The sequence below is a fragment of the Gordonia sp. N1V genome, assembly GCF_029269935.1.
GTDB lineage: Bacteria > Actinomycetota > Actinomycetes > Mycobacteriales > Mycobacteriaceae > Gordonia > Gordonia polyisoprenivorans.
Genome location: NZ_JARJDD010000007.1, coordinates 47,760 through 70,726 on the forward strand (window position 1 = coordinate 47,760; position 22,967 = coordinate 70,726).

Consider the following 22,967-nt stretch of genomic DNA (forward strand, 5'->3'; position numbering starts at 1 on the left):
CGCCGGAACCACCACCCACGTGCTCGACGATCGACTCCACCCGGTACCGCCGAAGGTGGTCGGGGAGTTGTATCTCGGTGGGGTGCAGGTGGCCCGGGGATATGCCGGACGCCCCGAGTTGAGCGCGGAACGTTTTGTCGCCGACCCGTTCGGACCAGCCGGTGCCCGTCTGTACCGCACCGGTGACCGGGTGGTGTGGAACGCCGATGGCGAGCTCGAATACCTGGGCCGCACCGACTTCCAGGTCAAGCTGCGCGGTCAGCGCCTCGAACTCGGCGAGATCGAGGCCGTCCTCGTTGGCGTACCGGGCGTTGTCCACGCTGCCGTCACGGTGGCGCACACCGCTGCGGGGGAACAACTCGTCGCCTATCTCGCACCCCGCAACGCCGACCTCGCCGCCGCGCAGTCCGCGGTACGCGCCGCCCTGCCCGAGTACATGCGGCCCACCACCTGGATGGTGCTCGAACAGATGCCGCTCGGCAGTGCGGGCAAGGTCGATCGTCGCGCGCTGCCGCAGCCGCAGGCGCACACCGCCGAATACATCGCACCCACCTCCGACCGCGAGATGGTCGCGGCGCAGGTATTCGCCGATGTCCTCGGCGTCGAGCGCGTCGGCCTGGCCGACTCCTTCTTCGACGTCGGCGGCAACTCACTGGCAGCGATGCGGGTGGCCGCGCGCCTCGGTGAGGCACTCGGGGTCGAGGTGTCGGTCCGCGACGTCTTCGACACGCCCGTCCTCGGTGATCTCGTTGCGGCGCTCAGTGATCGGCCGGCTGGACTGTCGAAGCTCCGCCCGGTGACACCCCGCCCGGAAGTGATTCCGCTGTCGTTCGCACAGCAGCGTATCTGGTTCATCAACCAGTTCGACGTCACCTCACCCGCCTACAACATCCCGGTCGTGCTACGTCTCTCCGGTCCGCTCGACGTCACGGCGCTGCGCGCAGCTGTCGTCGATGTCGTGATCCGCCACGAGATCCTGCGCACCACCTTCGAGTCCGTCTCGGGGGGAGCGCCGGAACAGATCATCCACCCGCCGGAGTCGGTGGAACACACCCTCGATTTCGCCGTGGTCGGCACGGCAGCGGACCTCGAGGACGCGGTGCGGTCCGGGTTCGACGTGACCCGGCAGTGGCCGATCCGGGTGCGGATCGCCGCCACCGGCCCCGGCGAACACCTCATGGCACTGGTCCTCCACCACATCGCCGCCGACGGGGAATCGTTGTCGCCGTTGCTCGGTGACCTGATCGCGGCCTACTCGATCAACGGGGACGGCTCCGCCGTCGGGGTCAACGGGGACGGCTCCGCCGTCGGGACACGTCCCGCGCTGCCGGTGCAGTTCGCCGACGTCGCCCTCTGGCAACGCGATGCGTTGGGTGCGGTCGACGACCCCGATTCGGTACTCGGACGCCAACTGGCCTACTGGTCCGAGCACCTCGCGGGTCTACCCGAGGTACTCGACCTACCCGCCGATCGTGCGCGTCCGTCGATCGCGAGCCAGCGTGGCGTACGCCTGGGCTTCGAGGTCCCGGCGCCGGTGGCCGAACGGATCGCCGCAGTCGCGCAGCGTCACAACGCCACCGCGTTCATGGTCGTGCACTCCGCTCTTGCCGCACTCATGGCGCGACTGACCGCGACCGACGACATCGCGGTGGCCACTCCCATCGCCGGTCGCGGTGACCGTCTGCTCGACGATCTCGTCGGGATGTTCGTCAACACCCTTGTCCTGCGCACCCGGGTGGACGTGCACACCGCTTTGGCCGATCTCCTCGAGCAGGTGCGCGGTACCGACCTCGACGCCTTCGCCCATGCCGACGTGCCCTTCGAGGCGGTCGTCGAAGCGCTCGCCCCGACCCGGTCGGAAGCGTTCGCGCCGCTGGCCCAGGTGATGGTGACCCTCGACGGGGGAGCGGTCCCCGAACTCGCCGCGGCATCGGTCGCCGGGACCGCCGATCTCCGGGTGGAATCTGTTGTTCCCGAGGAAGTTCCGGCCAAGCTGGACCTCACCGTCGGGTTGTCCACCGACGAGCCCGGGCGATCCTGGGCGGGCACGCTGATCTATGCCACCGATCTGTTCGACGAGGCCACGATGGTCGTCTTCGCCGAGCGGTTCGTCCGCCTCCTCGATGCCCTGACCGCCGATCCGTCGCTGCCCATCGCCGATGCCGACTGGATCGGCGGCGACGAGGTGGCCCACGCGCTGGCACTCTCGGCGGGCCCGGTTGTGGCGTACGAGGCCCAGACCGTCGCCGATGCGATCGTCACCCAGATCCTCGCCACCCCCACTGCGGTCGCGGTGCAGATGGCGGATCGGTCGACGACATACGGCGAGTTCGGGATTCGGGTCAGCGAGCTCGCTCGCCGGCTCATCGCCACCGGCGTCGGACCGGGTGTGGCGGTGGGCATTGCCATCGACCGGTCGGTCGAGATGCTCGTCGCCATCCACGCGGTCGTCGCCGCAGGTGCACAGTACGTGCCGATCGACACCGCAGCCCCTGCGGAGCGGGTCGCCAGTATGGTCGACACGGCCCGTGTCGCATTGATTCTCGTCGGAGCGCAGGTTCCGCCCGCGGTCGGTGCGCTCGGCGACGAGGTGTCGACGATCGTCGTCGACACGGCCACCATGCTGGATCCGGACGCGACCTTCACACCGATCACCGACGCCGAGCGACTGCGCCCCCTGCGCACCGACGACGCCCTCTACACCCTGTTCACCTCCGGATCGACCGGGCGTCCCAAGGGCGTGACCGTCTCGCATCGTGCGGTGTACAACCGACTGCGCTGGGGGCTCGACGCCTTCGCGTGGTCGGCAGGCGATCGAATCCTCCAGAAGACGCCCTACACCTTCGACGTCTCGGTGCCGGAGCTGTTCGCGCCGTTGATGTCCGGGGCGACGGTGGTCGTGGCCGAGCCGGGCGGACACGCCGACCCCGTTTACATCGCGGATCTGATCGAGTCGGCCGTGGTGACCTCCGTGCACTTCGTGCCGTCGATGCTGTCGGTGTTCCTCGACGTCGTCGAGCAATCCCAACTGGCCCGATTGACCAGTCTGCGTTGGGTGTTCGCCTCCGGTGAGGCGCTGCCCGCCGCGACCGTGGCGCGGTTGCACCGGGCCATGCCGTGGGTGGAGATCCACAATCTGTTCGGCCCGACCGAAGCCGCGGTCGAGGTGACCGGGGCCGACGTCACCGCGGCGCCCGATGTCATCACCATCGGCACACCCGTGCCGAACACCACCGCCCTGGTGCTCGACGCACGTCTGCGTCCGGTGCCGGCCGGCGTCCCGGGTGAGCTGTATCTCGGTGGCGTGCAGATCGCCGACGGCTACGCACGTGCCGCGGTGCTCACCGCCGAACGCTTCGTCGCCGACCCCTACGGTGCCGCGGGTGCACGGCTGTATCGCACGGGTGATCTCGTGCGCCGCAACGCCTCCGGTGCGATCGAGTACCTCGGCCGCACCGACTTTCAGGTGAAGTTGCGCGGGCAACGCATCGAGCTCGGCGAGATCGAGTCGGTCCTCGTGTCGGCTCCCGGTGTCGTGCATGCTGCGGCTGCGGTGGCCGTCGCGCCGACCGGTGCGCAACACCTGGTGGCCTATCTGTCGCCGGCCTCGGTGGATGTCGGTGACGTGCGTGCGCGCATCGCTGCGGCGCTGCCGGAATACATGCGGCCCACGGTCTGGATGACCGTCGACGAACTCGCCCTCAACAGCGCAGGCAAGCTCGACCGTCGGGCCCTGCCCACCCCGGACTTCGGTGGCACCGAGAACGAGTACGTCGCACCCGAAGGGCCGGTCGAGGAGCAACTCGCCGCCGTCATCGGGGCACTGCTCGGTGTCGAACGAATAAGCGCGACCGAGTCGTTCTTCGCCCTCGGCGGCGACTCGATCATGTCGATCCAGCTGGCCTCGGCGGCACGCGCCGGTGGGCTGACGTTGAGCCCACGCGACATCTTCGAGCATCGAACCGTGCGCGCGATGGCCCGGGCCCTGTCGGCGCAGCGGACCGCCCTGCCCGACCTCACCGACCCCGCCGGTGGCAATCGCGGCGAGGTGCCGATCCCGCCGGTCGTGTCATGGATGCTCGAACTGTCCGACACCCCTGACGATTTCGCCGATTTCTCTCAGTCGATGGTGCTCACCGCGCCTGCCGGCCTGACCGTCGACGACCTGGCTGAACTCCTCGCCGAACTCCTGGCCGTGCACCCGGCGCTGGCGACGCGCCTCGACGTCGTCGACGGCGGTGCGCGGATGACGGTCGGCGTCGACGTGGACTTGCGCACGACGGTCACCGAGACCTCGGTGCCCTCGACCGTCGGCAGCGACGAGTACGCGACCGCGCTCCGCGAGGCACACGCGAGTGCGTCGGCGTCCCTGGACCCGGGTGCCGGTGTCACGCTGGCCGCCCGACTGGTCCACGATCGTGACGGCAATGCCCGCATCGTGCTGGTGCTGCACCACCTTTCGGTCGACGCCGTCTCGTGGCCGATCCTGATCGAAGATCTGGTCACCGCCTGGTCCCAGCGCGCCGGCCGGCGGCCCGTCGAACTGCGCGCCGAGGCCACCTCCGAACGCGGGTGGTACCACCGTCTGGCGCAGTCATCGGCCGACCGCACCGACGAACTCGACCACTGGCTGCAACGTCTCGGACGGGCGACCACGCCGCTCGGCGCGAGCATCGACCGTTCGCGTGACCGGGCTCAAACCACCGTGTCGGTCACCATGGCCGTCGACGCCTCGCTCACCGAGCCACTCGTGACCGACGTCCCTGCGGCGTTGCGGGGCAACGTCAACGACGTCCTGCTCGGTGCGCTCGCACGTGCGGTGCGCTCATGGCAGGTGGCACGCGAGATCCTCGACGAGCAGCCGGTCACCGTTCTCGTCGAGGGCCACGGACGTCAGGAAGAACTGGTGGCCTCCGGTGCCGACCCACGCCGCGCGGACCTGTCACGGACCGTCGGCTGGTTCACCACGATCTCCCCGCTGGCACTCGATCCCGCCGACGACGTCGTGCACGCAGTGAAGGCGGCGAAGGAAGAGCGTCTCGGACAACCGGATTCGGGAGCCGGATTCGGCTGGTTGCGGTATGGGCCCCACGGCACCCGAACCGACACCGAGCTCGCTCGTCGGCCGCTGCCGGCGATCGGCTTCAACTACTTCGGCGCCGGCGGCCGCGCCGACGACTCTGCCGGCACGGCCGCACCATTCGCGCCCACCGCGGACGTGCGCGGGCTGGGATCGTCGGCATCGGGGGCGATGGTGGTGCTCAACGCACTCACCGTCAACGTGGTGACGGAGTCGACGCCGCAGGGCCGGAACCTGGTCGCCGACATCGCGTTCCCGGCGGGCATGTTCGACGCCGCCGACATCGACGACCTCGCCGGGCGGTGGCGCTCCGAGCTCGCCGCGCTGGTCGAGACGGTCACCCGCGGTGACGATCTGGGTCACAGCCCGTCGGATGTCCCCGGATCCGGGGTCACCCAGCACGATCTCGACGCCCTGGCGCATCAGTACCCCGGTGCGGACGTGTGGCCGCTGACGCCCCTCCAACGAGGGCTGTACTTCGAGTCCGAGCGTGCCGGCAGCGGAGCCGACACCATCGATGTCTACGTCACCCAGGCCGTGGTGTCGCTCGGCGCGGTCGACCTCGAGCGGCTCCGCCGGGCGGCGCAACGCCTGTTCGACGAACATCGCGTGTTGCGCAGCGGTTATGTCCGCACTGCGAGTGGTGCGGTCGTGGCGGTCGTCCCGGCGACGGTCGAGGTTCCTTGGCACGTCGTCGATCTCGACGGTTCCGCCGACGGCGTGGCCGCCGAGGTGCGCGCGCTCGCGGACGCCGAACGCATCGCCCGGTTCGACCTCTCGTCGCCGCCTTTGGTGCGCTTCACGGTCGTCCGTCACCGCGACGGCGCCGAGGTGATCATCACCAACCATCACCTGCTTCTCGATGGCTGGTCGGGCCCACTGGTCCTGGCCGACCTACTCGCGCTGTACGCCACCGGAACCTCGTACACCGGTCGAACACGCAGCGGCGAAGCCGATTTCGCGACACACCTGATGCGTGTGGCCCGCGCCGACGTCGGGGAGGGACTCGAAGCCTGGCGTTCGGTACTCGCACCGGTGGAGGGCGCCACCCTGGTGGCCCCGGGTATCGAGGCGACCGCTGCGGCTGCACCGCACACACATTCGGTCACGCTGGACGACCACACCACCACCGCACTCGAGGATCTCGCCCGCTCGCGCGGCGTGACGATCTCCACCGTCATGCAATTCGCCTGGGCGGTACTGCTGTCGCGCCTGACCGGGCAACGCGTGGTCACCTTCGGTGAGACCGTGTCGGGTCGTCCGGCCGATCTCGACGGTGTGGAGACGATGGTCGGCTTGTTCATCAACACGCTGCCCGCCGTTGTCGACGTCGATCCCGATGCCACCATCGGTGACGCCTTGTCGCGGCTGCAGGCTGCGAAGGTCTCCGTGCTCGATCATCAGCACCTGGGGTTGCCCGATCTCGTTGCCCTCACCGGGGTGTCGGGTGCCTTGTTCGACACCCTCACCGTGCACGAGTCCTATCCGATCGACACCGCGTCTCTGGAGTCGACATCGCGTGGCTCGGCCACCGGCGGGCTGGATCTGCGGGCCATCGACAGCCGCGACTCGACGCACTATCCGCTCAATCTCGCCACCATGCCCGACGGCGAACGGATGCGGATACGGCTCTCCTACCTTCCGACGGCTTTCGACGCCGCGCAGGTCGAGGTGTTCGCCGAAACGGTACGCGAGATCCTCGGAACCGTGGTCGATCAGCCGGATGCGTTGCTCGCCGACATCCCGATCATGAGTGAGGATCGCCGTCGCGAGGTCCGTGGTTGGGCCTGCGGTTCGATGGTCACGGCAACCGGGGTTTCCGGCAGCGGAACCGACCTCGCGGGACGGGTGGCCGACATGCTGTCGGCGTATCCGGATAGGGTCGCGATCGTCGAGAGTGACCGGAAGATCTCCAACGCCGAGTTCGGCTCTCGGGTCTGGGCTCTGGCCCGACGCCTGATCGCCCACGGTGTCGGACCCGACACACCTGTTGCCGTGTGCCTGCCCCGGAGTGCCGAGATGGTGATTGCGATTCACGCCGTCGTCGCCGCCGGCGGACACTACGTACCGATCGATCCCGATGCCCCGGACGAACGCGTGCGCTACATGGTCGAGACCGCCGGGTTGGACGTGGCGCTGGTGGCGTCGGAAAAATCGGGCGCAGCAGAAGTGCACGCAGCGCAGCGCGTCGGCGGCCTGGCCTCGGTCATCACCGTCGACGCGCTCGATCCGATCGACACCGCGACGCCCCCGGTCAGCGACTCGGAGCGTCTCGGTTCGTTGCGAGCTGACAATGCCGCATACACACTGTTCACATCGGGCTCCACCGGTCGACCCAAGGGGGTCACCGTCGATCATCGGGCCATCCTCAACCGTCTGGACTGGATGGCAGCCGCCTACGATGTCGACCACCGTGATGTGGTGATTCACAAGACCCCCAACACCTTTGACGTGTCGGTGTGGGAGTTGTTCCTGCCGGCACTGACCGGCGCGACCATGGTGCTGGCCGAGGCCGGACGCCATGGGGATCCGCGGCATGTGGCCGACATGGTGCGCCGCCAGCGAGCCACGGTCATGCACTTCGTGCCGTCGATGTTGTCGGCGTTCATCGATGTCCTGGGAGAGGACATTGCGGAGTTGACTTCGCTTCGTGCCGTTTTCACGTCCGGAGAGGCGCTTGCGGGCGCGACCGCACACTCCCTGCTCCGGCTGCTCCCAGGCGTCGCGGTGCACAACCTCTACGGTCCAACCGAGGCTGCGGTGGACGTGACCGCGCACGAGGTGACGCCGAAAGAACAGACCGTACCCATCGGCTCCCCGGTGTGGAATACCACCGCTCACGTGCTCGACGCACGGCTGCGGCCACTGCCCCCGGGGCTGCCCGGTGAACTCTATATCGGCGGGATCCAGGTCGCCCGCGGATACGCTGCGCGTCCCGGCCTCACCGCCGAACGTTTCGTTGCCGATCCTCTTGGTGTGCCTGGAAGCAGGCTGTACCGGACCGGCGACCTCGTCCGATGGAATACCCGAGGTGAGATCGACTATCTGGGGCGCACCGACTTCCAGGTCAAACTCCGTGGCCAGCGCCTCGAACTCGGCGAGATCGAAGCGGTCATCGCCGCGGTTCCCGGCGTGGTACACACAGCGGCCACGGTGGTCGAGAACGCCGGCGAGCAGCAGTTGGTCGCTTATCTCGCGCCCGAGTCGGTGGATCTCGAGGCGGTCGCCGCGGCGGTCCGGAATGCGTTGCCCGCGTACATGCGTCCGTCTCTCTGGGTTCCGCTCGAGCGCGTCGTACTCAACTCGGCCGGTAAACTCGACCGCCGCGCACTTCCCCGGCCCGACGAACTCGCGCCGGAGCAGACGATGGTGGCGCCTGCGACGGCCGACGAGGCTCGCGTCGCCGCGGTGTTCGCGGAGATCCTGGGCGTCGACGAGATCGGGGTGACCACCGGATTCTTCGATCTCGGCGGCAACTCGCTCTCGGCCACCCGTCTGGCCGCGCGGGTGGGGCTCGCCATGGACGTGGAGATCTCGGTCCGCGACATCTTCGATGCCCCGTCGGTTCGCGAACTCGTGCAACTGATCTCGGGTCGATCCGCAGGTCTTCCGCCGGTCACCGCGGTCACTCCGCGGCCGGAAATGGTCCCGCTGTCCTTTGCCCAGCAACGGATCTGGTTCATCAACCGGTTCGACCCGGGTACCGCGATGCACAACATCCCGGCGGTCCTGCGGCTGTCCGGCGATCTCGATGCGGCGGCGCTGCACGCGGCAGTGGTGGATGTGGTCACCCGACATGAGGTGCTGCACACGCGATTCCCAGATGTCGACGGAGTGCCTGCGCAGCAGATCGATCCGGCCGACTCGGTGGCCGACCGTCTGGACTGGCAGGTGGTGGACTCGCAGGAGCGCGTTGCGGCTGCGGTCACCGCGGGCTTCGACGTCACCGTCGACTGGCCGATCCGGGTGCGGTTGTGGCCCATCTCGGCAACCGAACACATCCTTGCGATCGTCTTCCACCACATCGGTGCCGACGGAGAGTCGTTGGCACCCTTCGTCTCCGACCTGGTGACCGCGTACGTCGCACGCTCGGTCCACACCGAACCCGACTTCGCGCCGCTGCAGGTCCAGTTCGCCGATTTCGCGCTCTGGCAGCACACCGTGCTCGGTTCCACCGACGACCCGGAGTCGGTGGTCGGACGACAGTTGGCGTATTGGGCCGACCAACTCGCCGGACTCCCGGACGTTCTCGAGCTTCCCGCCGACCGGACACGACCGGCGGTCGCCTCCGGGCGCGGCGGCCACGTGGCACACCCGATGCCCGCCGAACTGGGCTCCGCGATCTCCGCCGCCGCACAACGGCACGGGGTCACACCGTTCATGGTGGTGCACGCCGCGCTGGCGGTGTTGCTCTCGCGACTGTCGGGAACCGATGACATCGCGGTCGGCACGCCGATCGCCGGGCGTGGTCAAGCGGTGCTCGACCCACTGGTCGGCATGTTCGTCAACACGCTGGTGCTGCGTACCCGCATCGATCCCGCGCAGGGCTTCGATGACCTGCTCGCGACGGTGCGTACCACCGACCTCGACGCCTTCGCGCACGCCGACATCCCGTTCGAGACCTTGGTCGACGAGCTGAATCCGGTGCGTTCCGAGGCCTTCTCGCCTCTCACCCAGGTCATCTTCTCGTTCGATCCGGCAGCCTCGGCCATTGACGCGCTCGGTGATGCGGGTGGTCTGACGGTCACTGCCGTCGACGACGTGAGTGTGGCGGCCCAAACCGATCTCTACGTCACCGTCGCCTCCCGTCCGGACGGGCAGGAGTGGGGTCTGTCGGTCACGTATGCGACCGACCTGTTCGACGAGTCGAGGATCGACGCGCTCGCGGCGCGGTTCATCGCACTGCTGCAGCAACTCTGCACCACGCCGTCCGTGGCCGTCGGGGACGCCTCGCTGCTCGACCCCGCGCAGACCGCCCGCATCGCCGATAGCGAATGGGGGGCGCGAGTCGACCTGCCGGCGCCGGCAACCGTGCCCGACGCCCTTGCCGCACAGGTGAACCGAACCCCGGCCGCCCGCGCCCTGGTCTTCGGTGAGCGGGAGGTCACCTACGCCGAGTTCGGTGCGCGCGTCAACACGCTCGCGCGTGAGCTGATCGCAACCGGAGTCGGTCCGGATGTGGCTGTGGGGCTCTGCATCCCGCGTTCGGTGGAGATGATGGTAGCCATCCACGCGGTGGTGACCGCCGGTGGACAGTACGTGCCGATCGACGTCAACGCGCCCGCCGACCGGGTGCGGTACATGCTCGACACCGCCGGTGCCGCAGCCCTGCTCGTCGCCGACACCGGAGCCGCAGCAGCCGCGGTCGGAGCCGCGGTCGACGCCGGTGTCCGCATCCTCCGGGTCGACTCGAGCACCGACGTCGACGTGAACTCGGCAGCGGCGCAACCGGTCACCGACGCCGATCGCCCGACGGTACTGCTCGGTGACGCCGCCGCCTACACCCTGTTCACCTCCGGCTCCACCGGACGCCCCAAGGGGGTCACGCTCTCGCACACCGCGGTGCTCAACCGGTTGTGGTGGGGCCTGGACACCCTCCCGATCGACGCCGGTGACGTGGTGCTGCAGAAGACGCCGTACACCTTCGACTGCTCGGTCCCGGAACTGTTCGCGCCGTTGATGATCGGCGCCACCCTGGTCGTGCTGGCCGACGGCGGGCACCTCGACCCCGGCTACGTGGCCGACGAGATCCGCCGCACCCGCGCCACCATGGTGCACTTCGTGCCGTCGATGCTCTCGGTGTTCCTCGAGATCCTCGGCTCCGGCCCACACCGCGAGGAGCGGCTCGCCGGCCTCGATTCGGTGCGGATCGTCTCGGCGACCGGTGAGGCCCTGCCGCCGGCCGTCGCGGCGCAGGCTCGTGCACTGTGGCCCGAGGCGTTGTTCTTCAACCTGTACGGTCCCACCGAGGCCGCCGTCGAGATCACCTACGAGCAGATCGACGACGTCGCCGCCGACGACCCGACCGTCCCGATCGGTGTGCCGGTGTGGAATTCGTCCGCGGTGGTGCTCGACTTGCGGTTGCATCGTGTACCCGACGGTGTGCCCGGAGAGCTGTATCTCGGTGGCGTGCAACTCGCGCGCGGGTACGCCGCGCGGCCGGACCTATCTGCCGAACGCTTCGTCGCCGACCCGTACGGGGAGCCGGGAGCCCGTCTTTATCGCACCGGTGACCTGGTGCGACGCCGTCCGGATGGAGTGTTGGAGTACCTCGGCCGCACCGACTTCCAGGTGAAGCTCCGCGGCCAGCGCATCGAGCTCGGCGAGATCGAGTCGGTCATCGCCTCGGCCCCGGGTGTGGTGCACGCGGCCGCGACCGTCGCCTCCGCCCCCGGCGGTGGTGAGCATCTCGTCGGCTATGTGTCCGCCGCCCCCGGGGAGACCGTCGATCTCGATGCGGTGCGCGCCGTGGTCGCCGAGTCGCTCCCGGAGTACATGCGGCCGACCGTGTGGATGCCGGTCGCAGACATCGCGCTCAACACCGCAGGCAAGATCGACCGGCGAGCCCTGCCGGAACCGGTATTCGAGGCCGGTGACTACGTGGCACCCGTCGGGGAGGCGGAGACCCGCGTCGCGGAGGTGTTCGCCGAAATCCTCGGTGTCGAGCAGATCAGTGTCACCGACAGTTTCTTCGACCTCGGCGGCAACTCGCTATCGGCGATGCGCCTGGCAGCCCGGGCCGCCGACGCACTGGGCACCGACATTGGCGTCCGCGATCTCTTCGATGCGCCCTCGGTGCGCGCGCTCGTCGCGGCCACCGCGGGCAACGGTGACACTCGCCCGCCGATCACCGCGGTATCGCCTCGCCCGGAACGGATTCCGCTGGCATTCGCGCAGCAGCGCATGTGGTATGTCAATCAACTCGACACCACCTCTGCGGCGTACAACATCCCGATCGTGTTGCGCTTGACCGGTCTGCTCGACGTCGACGCGCTGCATGCCGCCGTCGTCGACGTGGTCACCCGTCACGAGGTGCTGCGAACCACCTTCCCGGCCGAATCCGGTGTGCCGTACCAGAAGATCGGCCGTCCGTCCGCCGTGGCGGCGAAACTCGACTGGGCACAGGTGGATTCGGTCGCCGACGTCCAGGCTGCGGTGGCCGAGGGCTTCGACGTCGCCACGCAGTGGCCGATCCGGGTACGCGTCGCACGGATCGGTATCGACGAGCACGTCCTCGCCGTCGTCACCCACCACATCGCCTCCGACGGCGAGTCGGTGGCACCGCTGGTCTCCGATCTGGTGACCGCATACCTCGCCGAGACCGCGGACACCGATCCACAGTTCGCCGACCTCGAGGTGCAGTTCGCCGATGTCGCGCTCTGGCAGCACGACGTGCTGGGATCGCCGGATGATCCCGAATCTGTTGTCGGGCAACAGATAGCCTACTGGAGGGCCAAGCTCGCCGGACTGTCCGACGTCCTCGACATCCCCACCGATCGGCCCCGCCCGCCCCGTGCGAGCGGCCGCGGTGCGCGGGTGCCGTTCACACTGCCGGCCGCGACCGGGGACAAGGTCCGCGCGGCCGCCGTCGAGTACGGCACCACGCCGTTCATGGTGGTCCACGCCGGGCTGTCGTTGTTGTTGTCCCGCCTCTCGGGCAGCGACGACATCGCCATCGGCACCCCGATCGCCGGACGCGGACAGGCCGTGCTCGATCCGCTCGTCGGCATGTTCGTCAACACCTTGGTGCTGCGCACCCGGGTCGACGCCGACCACGGATTCGCCGACCTGCTGGCCGCGATCAAGGACACCGATCTGGAGGCCTTCGCGCACGCCGACGCCCCGTTCGAGGCGGTCGTCGACGCCTCCGACGCGGTGCGGTCCGAGGCGTTCGCGCCGTTCACCCAGGTGTGGTTCACCTTCGATCAGACCGCCCTGCCGGAATTGGCGGGCGCCGACCTGTCTGTCGGTGAGATCGCCGGTCTGCGTGTCGAACCGATTGCCACCGACGTCGTTCCCGCCCGGGTGGATCTCCTGGTGAGCGTCTCCCCGACAGCAGGGGATACGGCAGGGTCCGACTGGCCGGGCTCGGTGCTCTACGCCACCGATCTGTTCGACGAGTCGACGGTCTCCGCGTTCACCGGGCGTCTCGTCGACGTCCTCGACGAGGCGCTGAGTGATCCCGCCGCACCTGTCGGTCGCATCGCGGTCGGCCGCGAACCGTCGGTGGCCGAGCTGGCCCGGACTGCCGAGGCGGCGCGTGTGTCCGCACCCGAACCGGTGGAGATCGCAGACTCCGACGCCGTGGTGACCGGGGGAGCGGGTACCGCACCGAAACTTCTGCGCGACATCGTCATCGATGCCGCCGTGACCTGGGGGCCACGCCAGGCCGTGGTCGACGCCGACAACGCCTCATTGACCTACCGGGAACTCGACGAACGTTCGAATCGGTTGGCGCGCTGGCTGATCGACCGTGGCATCGGGCCCGAGAAACTCGTGGCACTGGCGATCGGGCGCTCGCTGGATCTGCTCGTCTCCATCTGGGCGGTGGCCAAGACCGGCGGCGGCTACGTGCCGATCGACCCGGACTATCCCGCCGAGCGCGTCGCGAACATGGTGGAGGACTCCGGCGCGATCCTCGGCCTCACCGCGGGCGCCACCGATGTGCTGCCCGGTGCGGCATTCGACTGGGTCCGCCTCGACGACCCGGCGGTCGCCGAGGAGATCGCGGCCGCTGACGGTGCCGCGGTCACTGCCGCGGAGTTGCTCGGTGAGGTCCGGGTCGACAACGTCGCCTACGTCATCTACACCTCCGGCTCCACCGGCAGGCCCAAGGGTGTCGCGGTGACCCATTCGGGTCTCGCGAATTTCGCCGCGGAGGAGATCCGCCGGTCGAATGCCGACGAGTACTCGCGGGTGCTGGGATTCGCGTCCCCGAGCTTCGATGCCTCGGTGCTCGAATATCTGTTGGCCGCGGTATCCGGTGGTGTGCTCATCTACCGTCCGGCCGAGGCCGTCGGCGGTCCGGCGCTGCAGGATCTCCTGATGCGTCAGGCCATCACGCACACCTTCCTCACCCCGACGGTGCTCGCCACCGTCGACCCGCACTCGGTGCCCGCGTTGCGCGTGGTCTACGCCGGCGGCGAGGCGGTCCCGACGGCGTTGAAGGACGCGTGGGCGCCGCTGCGTCGTATCCAGAATCTGTACGGGCCCACCGAAACCACCATCGGCGTGACCATCAGCGCGCCGATGTCGGTCGGTGAACCGGTCACCCTCGGCGGCCCGCTCGCCGGGGTCGGACTGATGGTGCTCGACGCCCACCTGCGCCCGGCGCCGCTCGGTGTGCCGGGCGAACTGTACGTCTGCGGACTGCCGCTCTCCCGCGGCTACCTCGACCGTCCCGGCCTGACCGCCGACCGCTTCGTCGCCAATCCGCATGGGCGGCCGGGAGACCGGATGTACCGCACCGGCGATGTCGTCCGCTGGCGGGCCGACGCCACCGGCGCACCGGTGCTCGAATACTCCGGGCGCAGCGACGATCAGGTCAAACTGCGCGGGCTCCGCATCGAGCTCGGCGAGATCGAGTCGGCGCTCTCCACGCACCCCGCGGTGCATTCGGCGGTCGTCGTCGGCGTCGGCGGTTCGGTGGCCACCGCACTGGCCGGCTACGTCGTCGCCGACCCCGGGTCCGCGAGCGTCGCCGATCTGAAAACACATGTCGCGCAGTCACTCCCGGCGCACATGGTGCCTGCAACAATCACCTTCCTCGAGGCACTCCCGCTGACGCCGGTCGGCAAACTGGACAAGGCCGCGCTACCGGAGCCGGTGATCGAGGCGGTCGAGATCGTCGCACCGGCATCCGCGGCGGAGCGTGCTGTCGCCGACGTCTTCGCCGAGATCCTCGGGATCGACGAGATCAGCGTCGTCGAGTCGTTCTTCGACCTCGGCGGGAATTCGTTGTCGGCGGCCAGGCTGGTCGCCCGGGTCGGTGAAGCACTGGGGGTCGAGACCTCGATCCGCGATCTGTTCGACACACCGACGGTGCGCACCCTTGCCGCCGCGGTGGCCGGCCGGGCGTCGGGTCTGCCGCCGGTGACCGCGACCGTCCCACGCCCCGAATGCATCCCGCTCTCGTTCGCACAGCAGCGGATGTGGTTCATCAACCAGTTCGATCCGTCGCTGCCCACCTACAACATCCCGGCCGTGTTCCGGGTGACCGGCCGGCTCGACGTCGCGGCATTGCGTGCGGCGCTGGCCGATGTGGTCACCCGCCACGAGGTGCTGCGCACCACCTTCGTCGCCGACGGCGAGAGTGCCTCGGCGCTCATCCACCCCGTTGCCGCGATCGACGACGAAGTGGACTGGGCGGTGGTCGATTCCGCCGACGACTTCGAGGCCGCGGTCACCACCGGCTTCGACGTCGCGGCCGAACTCCCGATCCGTGGCCGGGTACTGCGCATCGGCGACGACGAGCACATTGTGGCGCTCGTCGTGCATCACATCGCCGCCGACGGCGAGTCGATGCAGCCGCTGGTCGGCGACCTCATGACGGCATATTTGGCCCGCAGTGGCGGTGGCGCACCGGATTTCGAGCCGCTGGAGGTGCAGTTCGCCGATTACGCCCTGTGGCAGCATCGCGAACTCGGCGACCGCAACGATCCGTCGTCGGTGGTCGCCCGTCAGCTCGCCTACTGGACCGACGCCCTGGCCGACGTCCCCGACGTCATCGACCTGCCCGCCGATCGCCCCCGGCCCATGGCGGCCACCCAGCGTGGCGGACGTGTCACCGGTGCAGTGCCCGCGGCGGTCGGGGACCGAATCCGGGCGATCGCCGCCGAGCGTGGACTCACCCCGTTCATGGTGGTCCACGCCGCACTCTCGGTGTTGTTGTCGCGGTTGTCGGCCGGTGACGACATCACCGTCGCCACACCGATCGCCGGCCGCGGCCAGCGTGCACTCGACCCGCTCGTCGGCATGTTCGTCAACACGCTGGTGCTCCGGGCGCGGGTGACACCCGACATGGCTTTCGTCGAGCTGCTCGATCAGGTCCGCGAATCCGACCTCGAGGCGTTCGCCCATGCCGACGTGCCATTCGAGATGATCGTCGACGCGGTCAGCCCCGTCCGTTCGGAAGCCTTCGCGCCGCTCGCGCAGGTCATGCTGACACTCGATCAGTCGACGCTGCCCGAGTTCGCGGCCGCGCCGACCGCGACCGGCATCGCCGACCTGACCATCACCCCGGTCAGCCCGGCCGATCCGCCGGCCAAACTCGATCTGACCGTGAGTGTCTCGGTGGCCGATCACGGCGCCGACTGGCCGATCGAGGCCGTCTTCGCCCGCGACCTCTTCGACGATGCGCGCATCGACGCAATGCTCGACGCCTTTGTCGCGCTGCTGGACTCGCTGACCGCCGACCCTGCCATCGCCGTCGCCGACGCACCGATCCTGCCCGCCGCCGAGACCGACGCGCTGCTGCAGCGGGCGACCGGTGCGTCGGTGCGCATCCCGGCCGGCTCGGTCGCCGATGCGATCGCCGCGCGCGTGAGTGCCGCGCCCGACGATGTGGCGCTGTCGCTGCGCGACCGAACGGTGACCTTCGGCGAGTTCGGCGCGCGGGTGGCGTCGCTGGCGCGGACCCTGCGCGCAGCGGACGTGGGACCCGAGGTGGCGGTCGGTGTGTGCATCGATCGTTCGATCGAGATGGTTGTCGCGATCCACGCCGTCGTCGCCGCCGGCGGCCAGTACGTCCCGATCGACACCGCCGCGCCGGCCGAACGCCTGCGCCACATGGTCGACACCGCCGGTGTCCGTGTGCTGCTCACCGGCCCGCGTCCGGTCGCTGCCGATCTCGACGCCCTCGCCGATGTCGTCACGTCGATGGTGGTGGACACCACCGTCGCGGTCGACGAATCGACCGCACCGTTCACCGATGCCGAGCGCGTCCGCCCGATCCGTGGCGACGATGCGCTCTACACGCTGTTCACCTCTGGCTCCACCGGACGTCCCAAGGGCGTCACCGTCTCCCACGCGTCGGTGCTCAACCGGCTGCGCTGGGGCCTGGCGGAATATCCGTGGACCACCGGCGACCGCATCATCCAGAAGACCCCGTACACCTTCGACGTCTCGGTACCGGAGCTGTTCGGACCGGTCATCGCCGGCGCGCAGATGGTGATCGCCGACGCCGGCGGTCACGCCGATCCCCTCTACATCGCCGACCTGATCGCTGCGACGCGCGCCACCTCGGTGCACTTCGTGCCGTCCATGCTCGCGGTGTTCCTCGATGTGGTGCCGCCCGAACAGATCTCGGAGCTGACCTCGTTGCGCTGGCTGTTCGCCTCCGGTGAGGCACTGCCGCCCGCGGTGACCGTGCGAGCCCATCAGCTGCTGCCCGACGTCGCTATCGTCAACCTGTTCGGCCCGACGGAGGCGGCGGTCGAGGTGGCCTACGCCGATGTCACCCATGCCGATCGGATCGTGCCCATCGGGGTGCCGGTGTGGAACACCACCACACTCGTGCTCGACGCCCGGCTGCGCCCGGTACCCGTCGGCGTGCCCGGCGAGCTGTATCTCGGCGGCACCCAGGTCGCCCGCGGCTATGCCGGAGCTCCCGCGCTGACCGCCGAACGCTTCGTCGCCGACCCCTTCGGGGCGCCCGGCGCCCGCGTGTACCGCACCGGAGACCTGGTGCGCTGGAACACCTCCGGGGAGATCGAATACCTGGGCCGCACCGACTTCCAGGTGAAGCTGCGTGGCCAGCGCATCGAACTCGGCGAGATCGAATCGATCATCGCGACGGTGCCCGGGGTGGTCCACACCGCGGCCACCGTCGCCGAATCCGACACCGGCGGCGCACATCTGGTGGCATACGTGTCTCCGTCGACGGTGGATCTCGATGCCGCTCGCGCCGCCGTGGCTGCCGCACTGCCCGAGTACATGCGACCCACGGTGTGGATGCCGCTCGACGACGTCGTGCTGGGCAGCGCAGGCAAACTTGACCGCAAAGCCCTGCCCGCACCCGATTTCGACTTCGCGACAGCACAGTACGTGGCTCCGGCGAATGCGGTCGAGGAAACCCTCGCCGCGATCGTCGCCGGTCTCCTCGGACTGCCGCGGGTGTCGGTCACCGACTCGTTCTTCACCCTCGGCGGCGACTCGATCATGTCGATCCGGCTCGCATCGGCGGTCCGCGCGACGGGCCTGTCGCTCTCGCCGCGCGACATCTTCGAGCACCGCACCGTGCGCGCGATGGCGCGGGCCGCGCTCGACACCGCGACCACGCTGCCGATGCTGCCCGATACCGGTGCGCGCGGCGCAGTCGCACCTCCGGCAGTGGTGTCGTGGATGATCGAACATTCCACGCAGCCTTCGGATTTCCGTGACTTCTCGCAGTCGCGGGTGCTGTACCTGCCCGCCGACGCCACCGCGTCGTCGGTCGCGGCTCTGCTCGCGCGGGTGGTGGATACCCACCCGATGCTCGCGGCCTCACTGGTGCCCACCGACGACGGCTGGACGCTCACCGCCGGGGTGGACGTCGACATCGCAGCCGCGGTCGGCGCCCGGCGATCCGGCTCTGCGGTGGGCACCGACGGATTCGCCGCCGATCTGCACACCGCGTTCGCCGACGCATCAGCACGCCTCGACCCAACCACCGGTGCACTCGTCGCCGCCGAACTCGTCGTCGACCCGGCCGGAGCGGGCCGCCTCGTCCTGGTGATCCATCATCTCGGCGTCGATGCGGTGTCGTGGCCGATCCTGCTGGAAGATCTCGTCACTGCCTGGGGACAGGCCCAGTCCGGCGACACCGGGCTCGCCCTGCGACCGGAGGTCACCTCGGCACGTACTTGGGCGGATGCGGTTGCCGCCCAAGCCGAACGCCGCATGTCGGAGGAGGGCTACTGGCTCGATCGGCTGCCGGCCCGCGCCACCGACCTCGGCGCCGAGGTCGTGGCCGGCCGCGACCGGTTCGCCACCGAGGTGTCGGTCACCGAGATCCTCGACCCGTCGACCTCGGAGGCCGTCCTGACCTCCGTACCGCACGCCTTCGGTGGGGGCGCGGGCGACATCCTGCTCGGTGCGCTCGCCCGCGCCGTGCGCGGATGGCAGCACGCACGCGGCATCGACGACCGAGGTCCGGTGTCGGTGCTCGTGGAGGGTCACGGACGCAACGAGGACATCGTCGCCTCGGGACCGCACCCCTACGACAGCGACCTGTCACGCACCGTCGGATGGTTCACGACGATCGCGCCCGTGCGCCTCGACCCGTCGGTCGACGCGATCCACGCGGTCAAGGCGGCCAAGGAAGAACGCCTGTCGATCCCCGACGCAGGCATCGGCTTCGGGCTGCTGCGGTACGCGAACCCCGATCCCCGCAGTGAGCTCACCACCCGCCCGCTGCCGAGTATCGGATTCAACTTCTTCGGCGCCGGCCGCGCAGCCGGCGGCACCGGTGGCGCCGACGCCGAAGCGCCACAGGAGATCCCGTTCACCCCCGCCGGGGACGCACCCGGATTCGCCGCGTCGGCGACCGGTGCGATGGTGGCGCTCAACGCACTCAGTGTCACCGTGGCCACCCGGACCGGTACGCGCGGACGGGAACTGGTCACCTCGCTGACCTACCCGTCGGCGCTCTTCACCGCCGCCGACGTCGCCGATCTCGGAGCGCGTTTCAGCGCCGAACTCCGGGCGCTCGCCGGGGTCGTGGCCGGCGGTGCACCGATCGGAGCGAGCCCGTCCGACATTCCCGGCACCACCATCAGCCAGGACGAACTCGACACGCTCGCCGTGCGTTTCCCCGGCGCCGACGTGTGGCCGCTCACGCCACTGCAACAGGGCCTGTACTTCCAGTCGGAGATGGCCACCGGGGGCGACGGCGTCGATGTCTATGTGACACAGGCGGTTCTCGAGCTCGGCGGCGAGATCGACGCGGAGCGGTTGCACGCGGCGGCGGCCGCACTGCTCGCGCACCATCGGGTGCTGCGCAGCGGATATGTCCGCACCGATGCCGGTGCGGTCGTCGCAGTCGTTCCCGAGGCCGTCGATATCCCGTGGCGTGAAATCGATCTGGGCGGAGGGTCGCACGAGGTGGCCGACTCCGTCTCCGAGATCGCCGCGGCCGAGAAGCTCGCGCCGTTTGCCCTCGACGCCCCACCGTTGATCCGGTTCGTGTTGATCCGCCACGGCGAGGCGGCATCGCTGATCGTCACCAACCACCACATCCTGCTCGACGGCTGGTCGGGGCCGCTCGTCCTGGCCGACCTCCTCGCGCTCTACGCCGGGCGCGGCACGTTCACCTCCGCGCTCGCGCAGCGGGATTCGGATGCCGAACCGACCAGCGGCGCAGTGGCGGCCGACTTCGGTACGCACGTCCGCCGGCTCGCCGCGCGCGACGACTCGACAGGTCTGGACACGTGGCGCCGAGTGCTCGCCCCGCTTACCGAACCGACACTGGTGGCGCCGCAGAACGACGACGACATCTCCACCCCGCCGCGCGATCACACCGAACATCTCGGCGCCGAATTGTCCACCGCGCTCGACACACTCGCCCGCGACCTCGGGGTCACCGTGAGCACGGTGCTGCAGTTCGCGTGGTCGGTGCTGCTCTCGCGGCTCACCGGCAACCGGGTCGTCGGATTCGGTGAAACCGTGTCCGGTCGGCCCGCCGATCTCGACGGCGTCGAATCGATGGTGGGGCTGTTCATCAACACGCTGCCCGTCGTCGTCGATGTCGATCCCGGTTCGGCGGCGGCCGAGGTGCTGCGGCGCCTGCAGCAGGACAAGATCGCCGTGCTCGATCACCAGCATCTCGGGCTACCGGAGATCACCGCGACCACCGGGCTGCCGGTGCTGTTCGACACGCTGACCGTGTACGAGTCGTTCCCGGTGGCAAGCGAGTCGCTGTCGGCCGCCGACGCCGCCCTGACCGGTGGTCTGCAGATCCTCGGCATCGACGCCGGCGACTCGACGCACTATCCGCTCAACCTGTCGGCGACACCCTCGGCCGAGGGTGTGGCGATCACGCTCAAGTACCTGCCCGCCGTCTTCGGCGCCGCGCAGATCGAACGATTCGCCGCCGCGGTGCGCACGATCCTCGCAACGATCGCGAGTGCGCCCGACATCGCCTGCGGAGACCTGCAATTGGTACCCGTCGAGACCCGCCGGTCACTGACCCCGGTCAGCGGCGGCCCGGCCGCCGCGCCACGGCATCTGCGTGAGGTCTTCGCCGAGGTCGCCGCCGCGCGCCCGGACACCCCCGCGGTGACCGACGCCGACGGCCGATCGCTGACCTACCGTGACCTCGACACCCGCTCGGCCGCGATCGCCCGCGGACTGCGCGCTCGGGGCATCGGGACCGACACGATCGTCGCTGTGGCGCTCGGGCGCCGCGTCGACCGTCTGGCGACACTGTGGGCGATCACCCGACTCGGTGCCGCCTACTTGTCCATCGACCCCGGATACCCGGCCGACCGCATCGCGCACATGATCACCGATTCGGTTGTGCGCGTGGGCATCTGCTCTCCCGGCGAGGAACTACCCGCACCCGGCGGACTCAACTGGCTGACCGTCGACGACCTCGTCGCAGGCTCGCACGAACACGGGACTGTCGAACCAGGGACCGGCGAACCGGATACGGGCCTCGACGCTCCCGGTGGTGCGGACAACCTCGACGCCGTCGCCTACGTCATCTACACCTCCGGCTCGACCGGCGTGCCCAAGGGTGTCTCGGTCACCTACCGCGGCGCGCACAACTTCGCCGTCGCCGAGGTCGAGCGTTTGGGCGTCACCGCGGGCGACCGTGTGCTGGGCTTCGCGTCGGCCAGTTTCGACGCCTCCGTGCTGGAATGGCTGCTCGCGTCGGTCGCGGGTGCGACTCTGGTCTATCGACCCGACGACGTGCTCGGCGGCGCGCAGCTGACTGAGTTCCTTCGCGCTCAACAGCTTTCGCACGTGTTCCTGACCCCGGCGGTCCTCGCGACCGTCGATCCCGACGCCGACCTGCCGGATCTGCGCGTCCTGATCGCCGGTGGCGAGGCGGTCTCGCAGGCGCTCGTGGCGGGCTGGTCGGGCCGGGTGGCCTTCCACAACGCGTACGGGCCGACCGAGGCATCGGTGGCGGTGGCGATCAGCGCCGCACTCGATCCCGCTGCGCCGGTCCACATCGGCGGACCCATCGCCGGCGCCGGACTCCTGGTACTCGACGACCGTCTGCACCCGGTCCCGGTCGGTGTGCCCGGCGAGCTGTACGTGACCGGAACCCCGCTCGCCCGTGGCTATCTGCGGCGCCCCGGGCTGACCGCCGAACGGTTCGTCGCCGACCCGTACGCGCCGGGCGAGCGGATGTATCGCACCGGCGACGTCGTCCGGTGGGTAGCTGCCAGGTCCGGACCCTCCGGCACCGGCTCGTTCGACACCGGCTCGTCCGACACCGGACGGCTGGTGATCGAGTACGTCGGACGCAGTGACGACCAGATCAAGTTGCGTGGCCTGCGCATCGAACTCGGCGAGATCGAGACGGCACTGACGGCGCATCCCGCGATCGACGCCGCCGTCGTGATCGGGGTCGGCGGATCGGTCGCGACCGCACTCGCCGCCTACGTCGTGACCTCGGGTGACGGCGGCACCGCAGCCGAATCGGTGACACCGGCCGACCTCACTGAGTTCCTCGGCCGGCGACTGCCCGCGCACATGGTGCCCGCGGCTGTCACCGTCCTCGACCACCTGCCGCTCACGCCTGCGGGCAAGGTTGACAAACGTGCACTTCCCGACCCCGTGCTCGACGCCGGTGAGCACGTCGGCCCCGCATCGGCCGCCGAGGCCGCAGTGGTGGCGTGCTTCGCCGAGATCCTCGGCGTGAACACCGTGTCGGTCACCGCGGATTTCTTTGCCCTGG

1 protein-coding gene (only partly in view) is annotated in these 22,967 nt (G+C 69.5%); it reads left to right on the top strand.

This entire window lies inside a single protein-coding gene on the top strand: locus P3L18_RS11235, encoding a non-ribosomal peptide synthase/polyketide synthase. The 40,302-nt coding sequence extends 15,653 nt beyond the window's left edge and 1,682 nt beyond its right edge, so the window shows coding positions 15,654-38,620 (codon 5,218, partial, through codon 12,874, partial); the first codon wholly inside the window starts at position 2. The start codon and the stop codon both lie outside this window.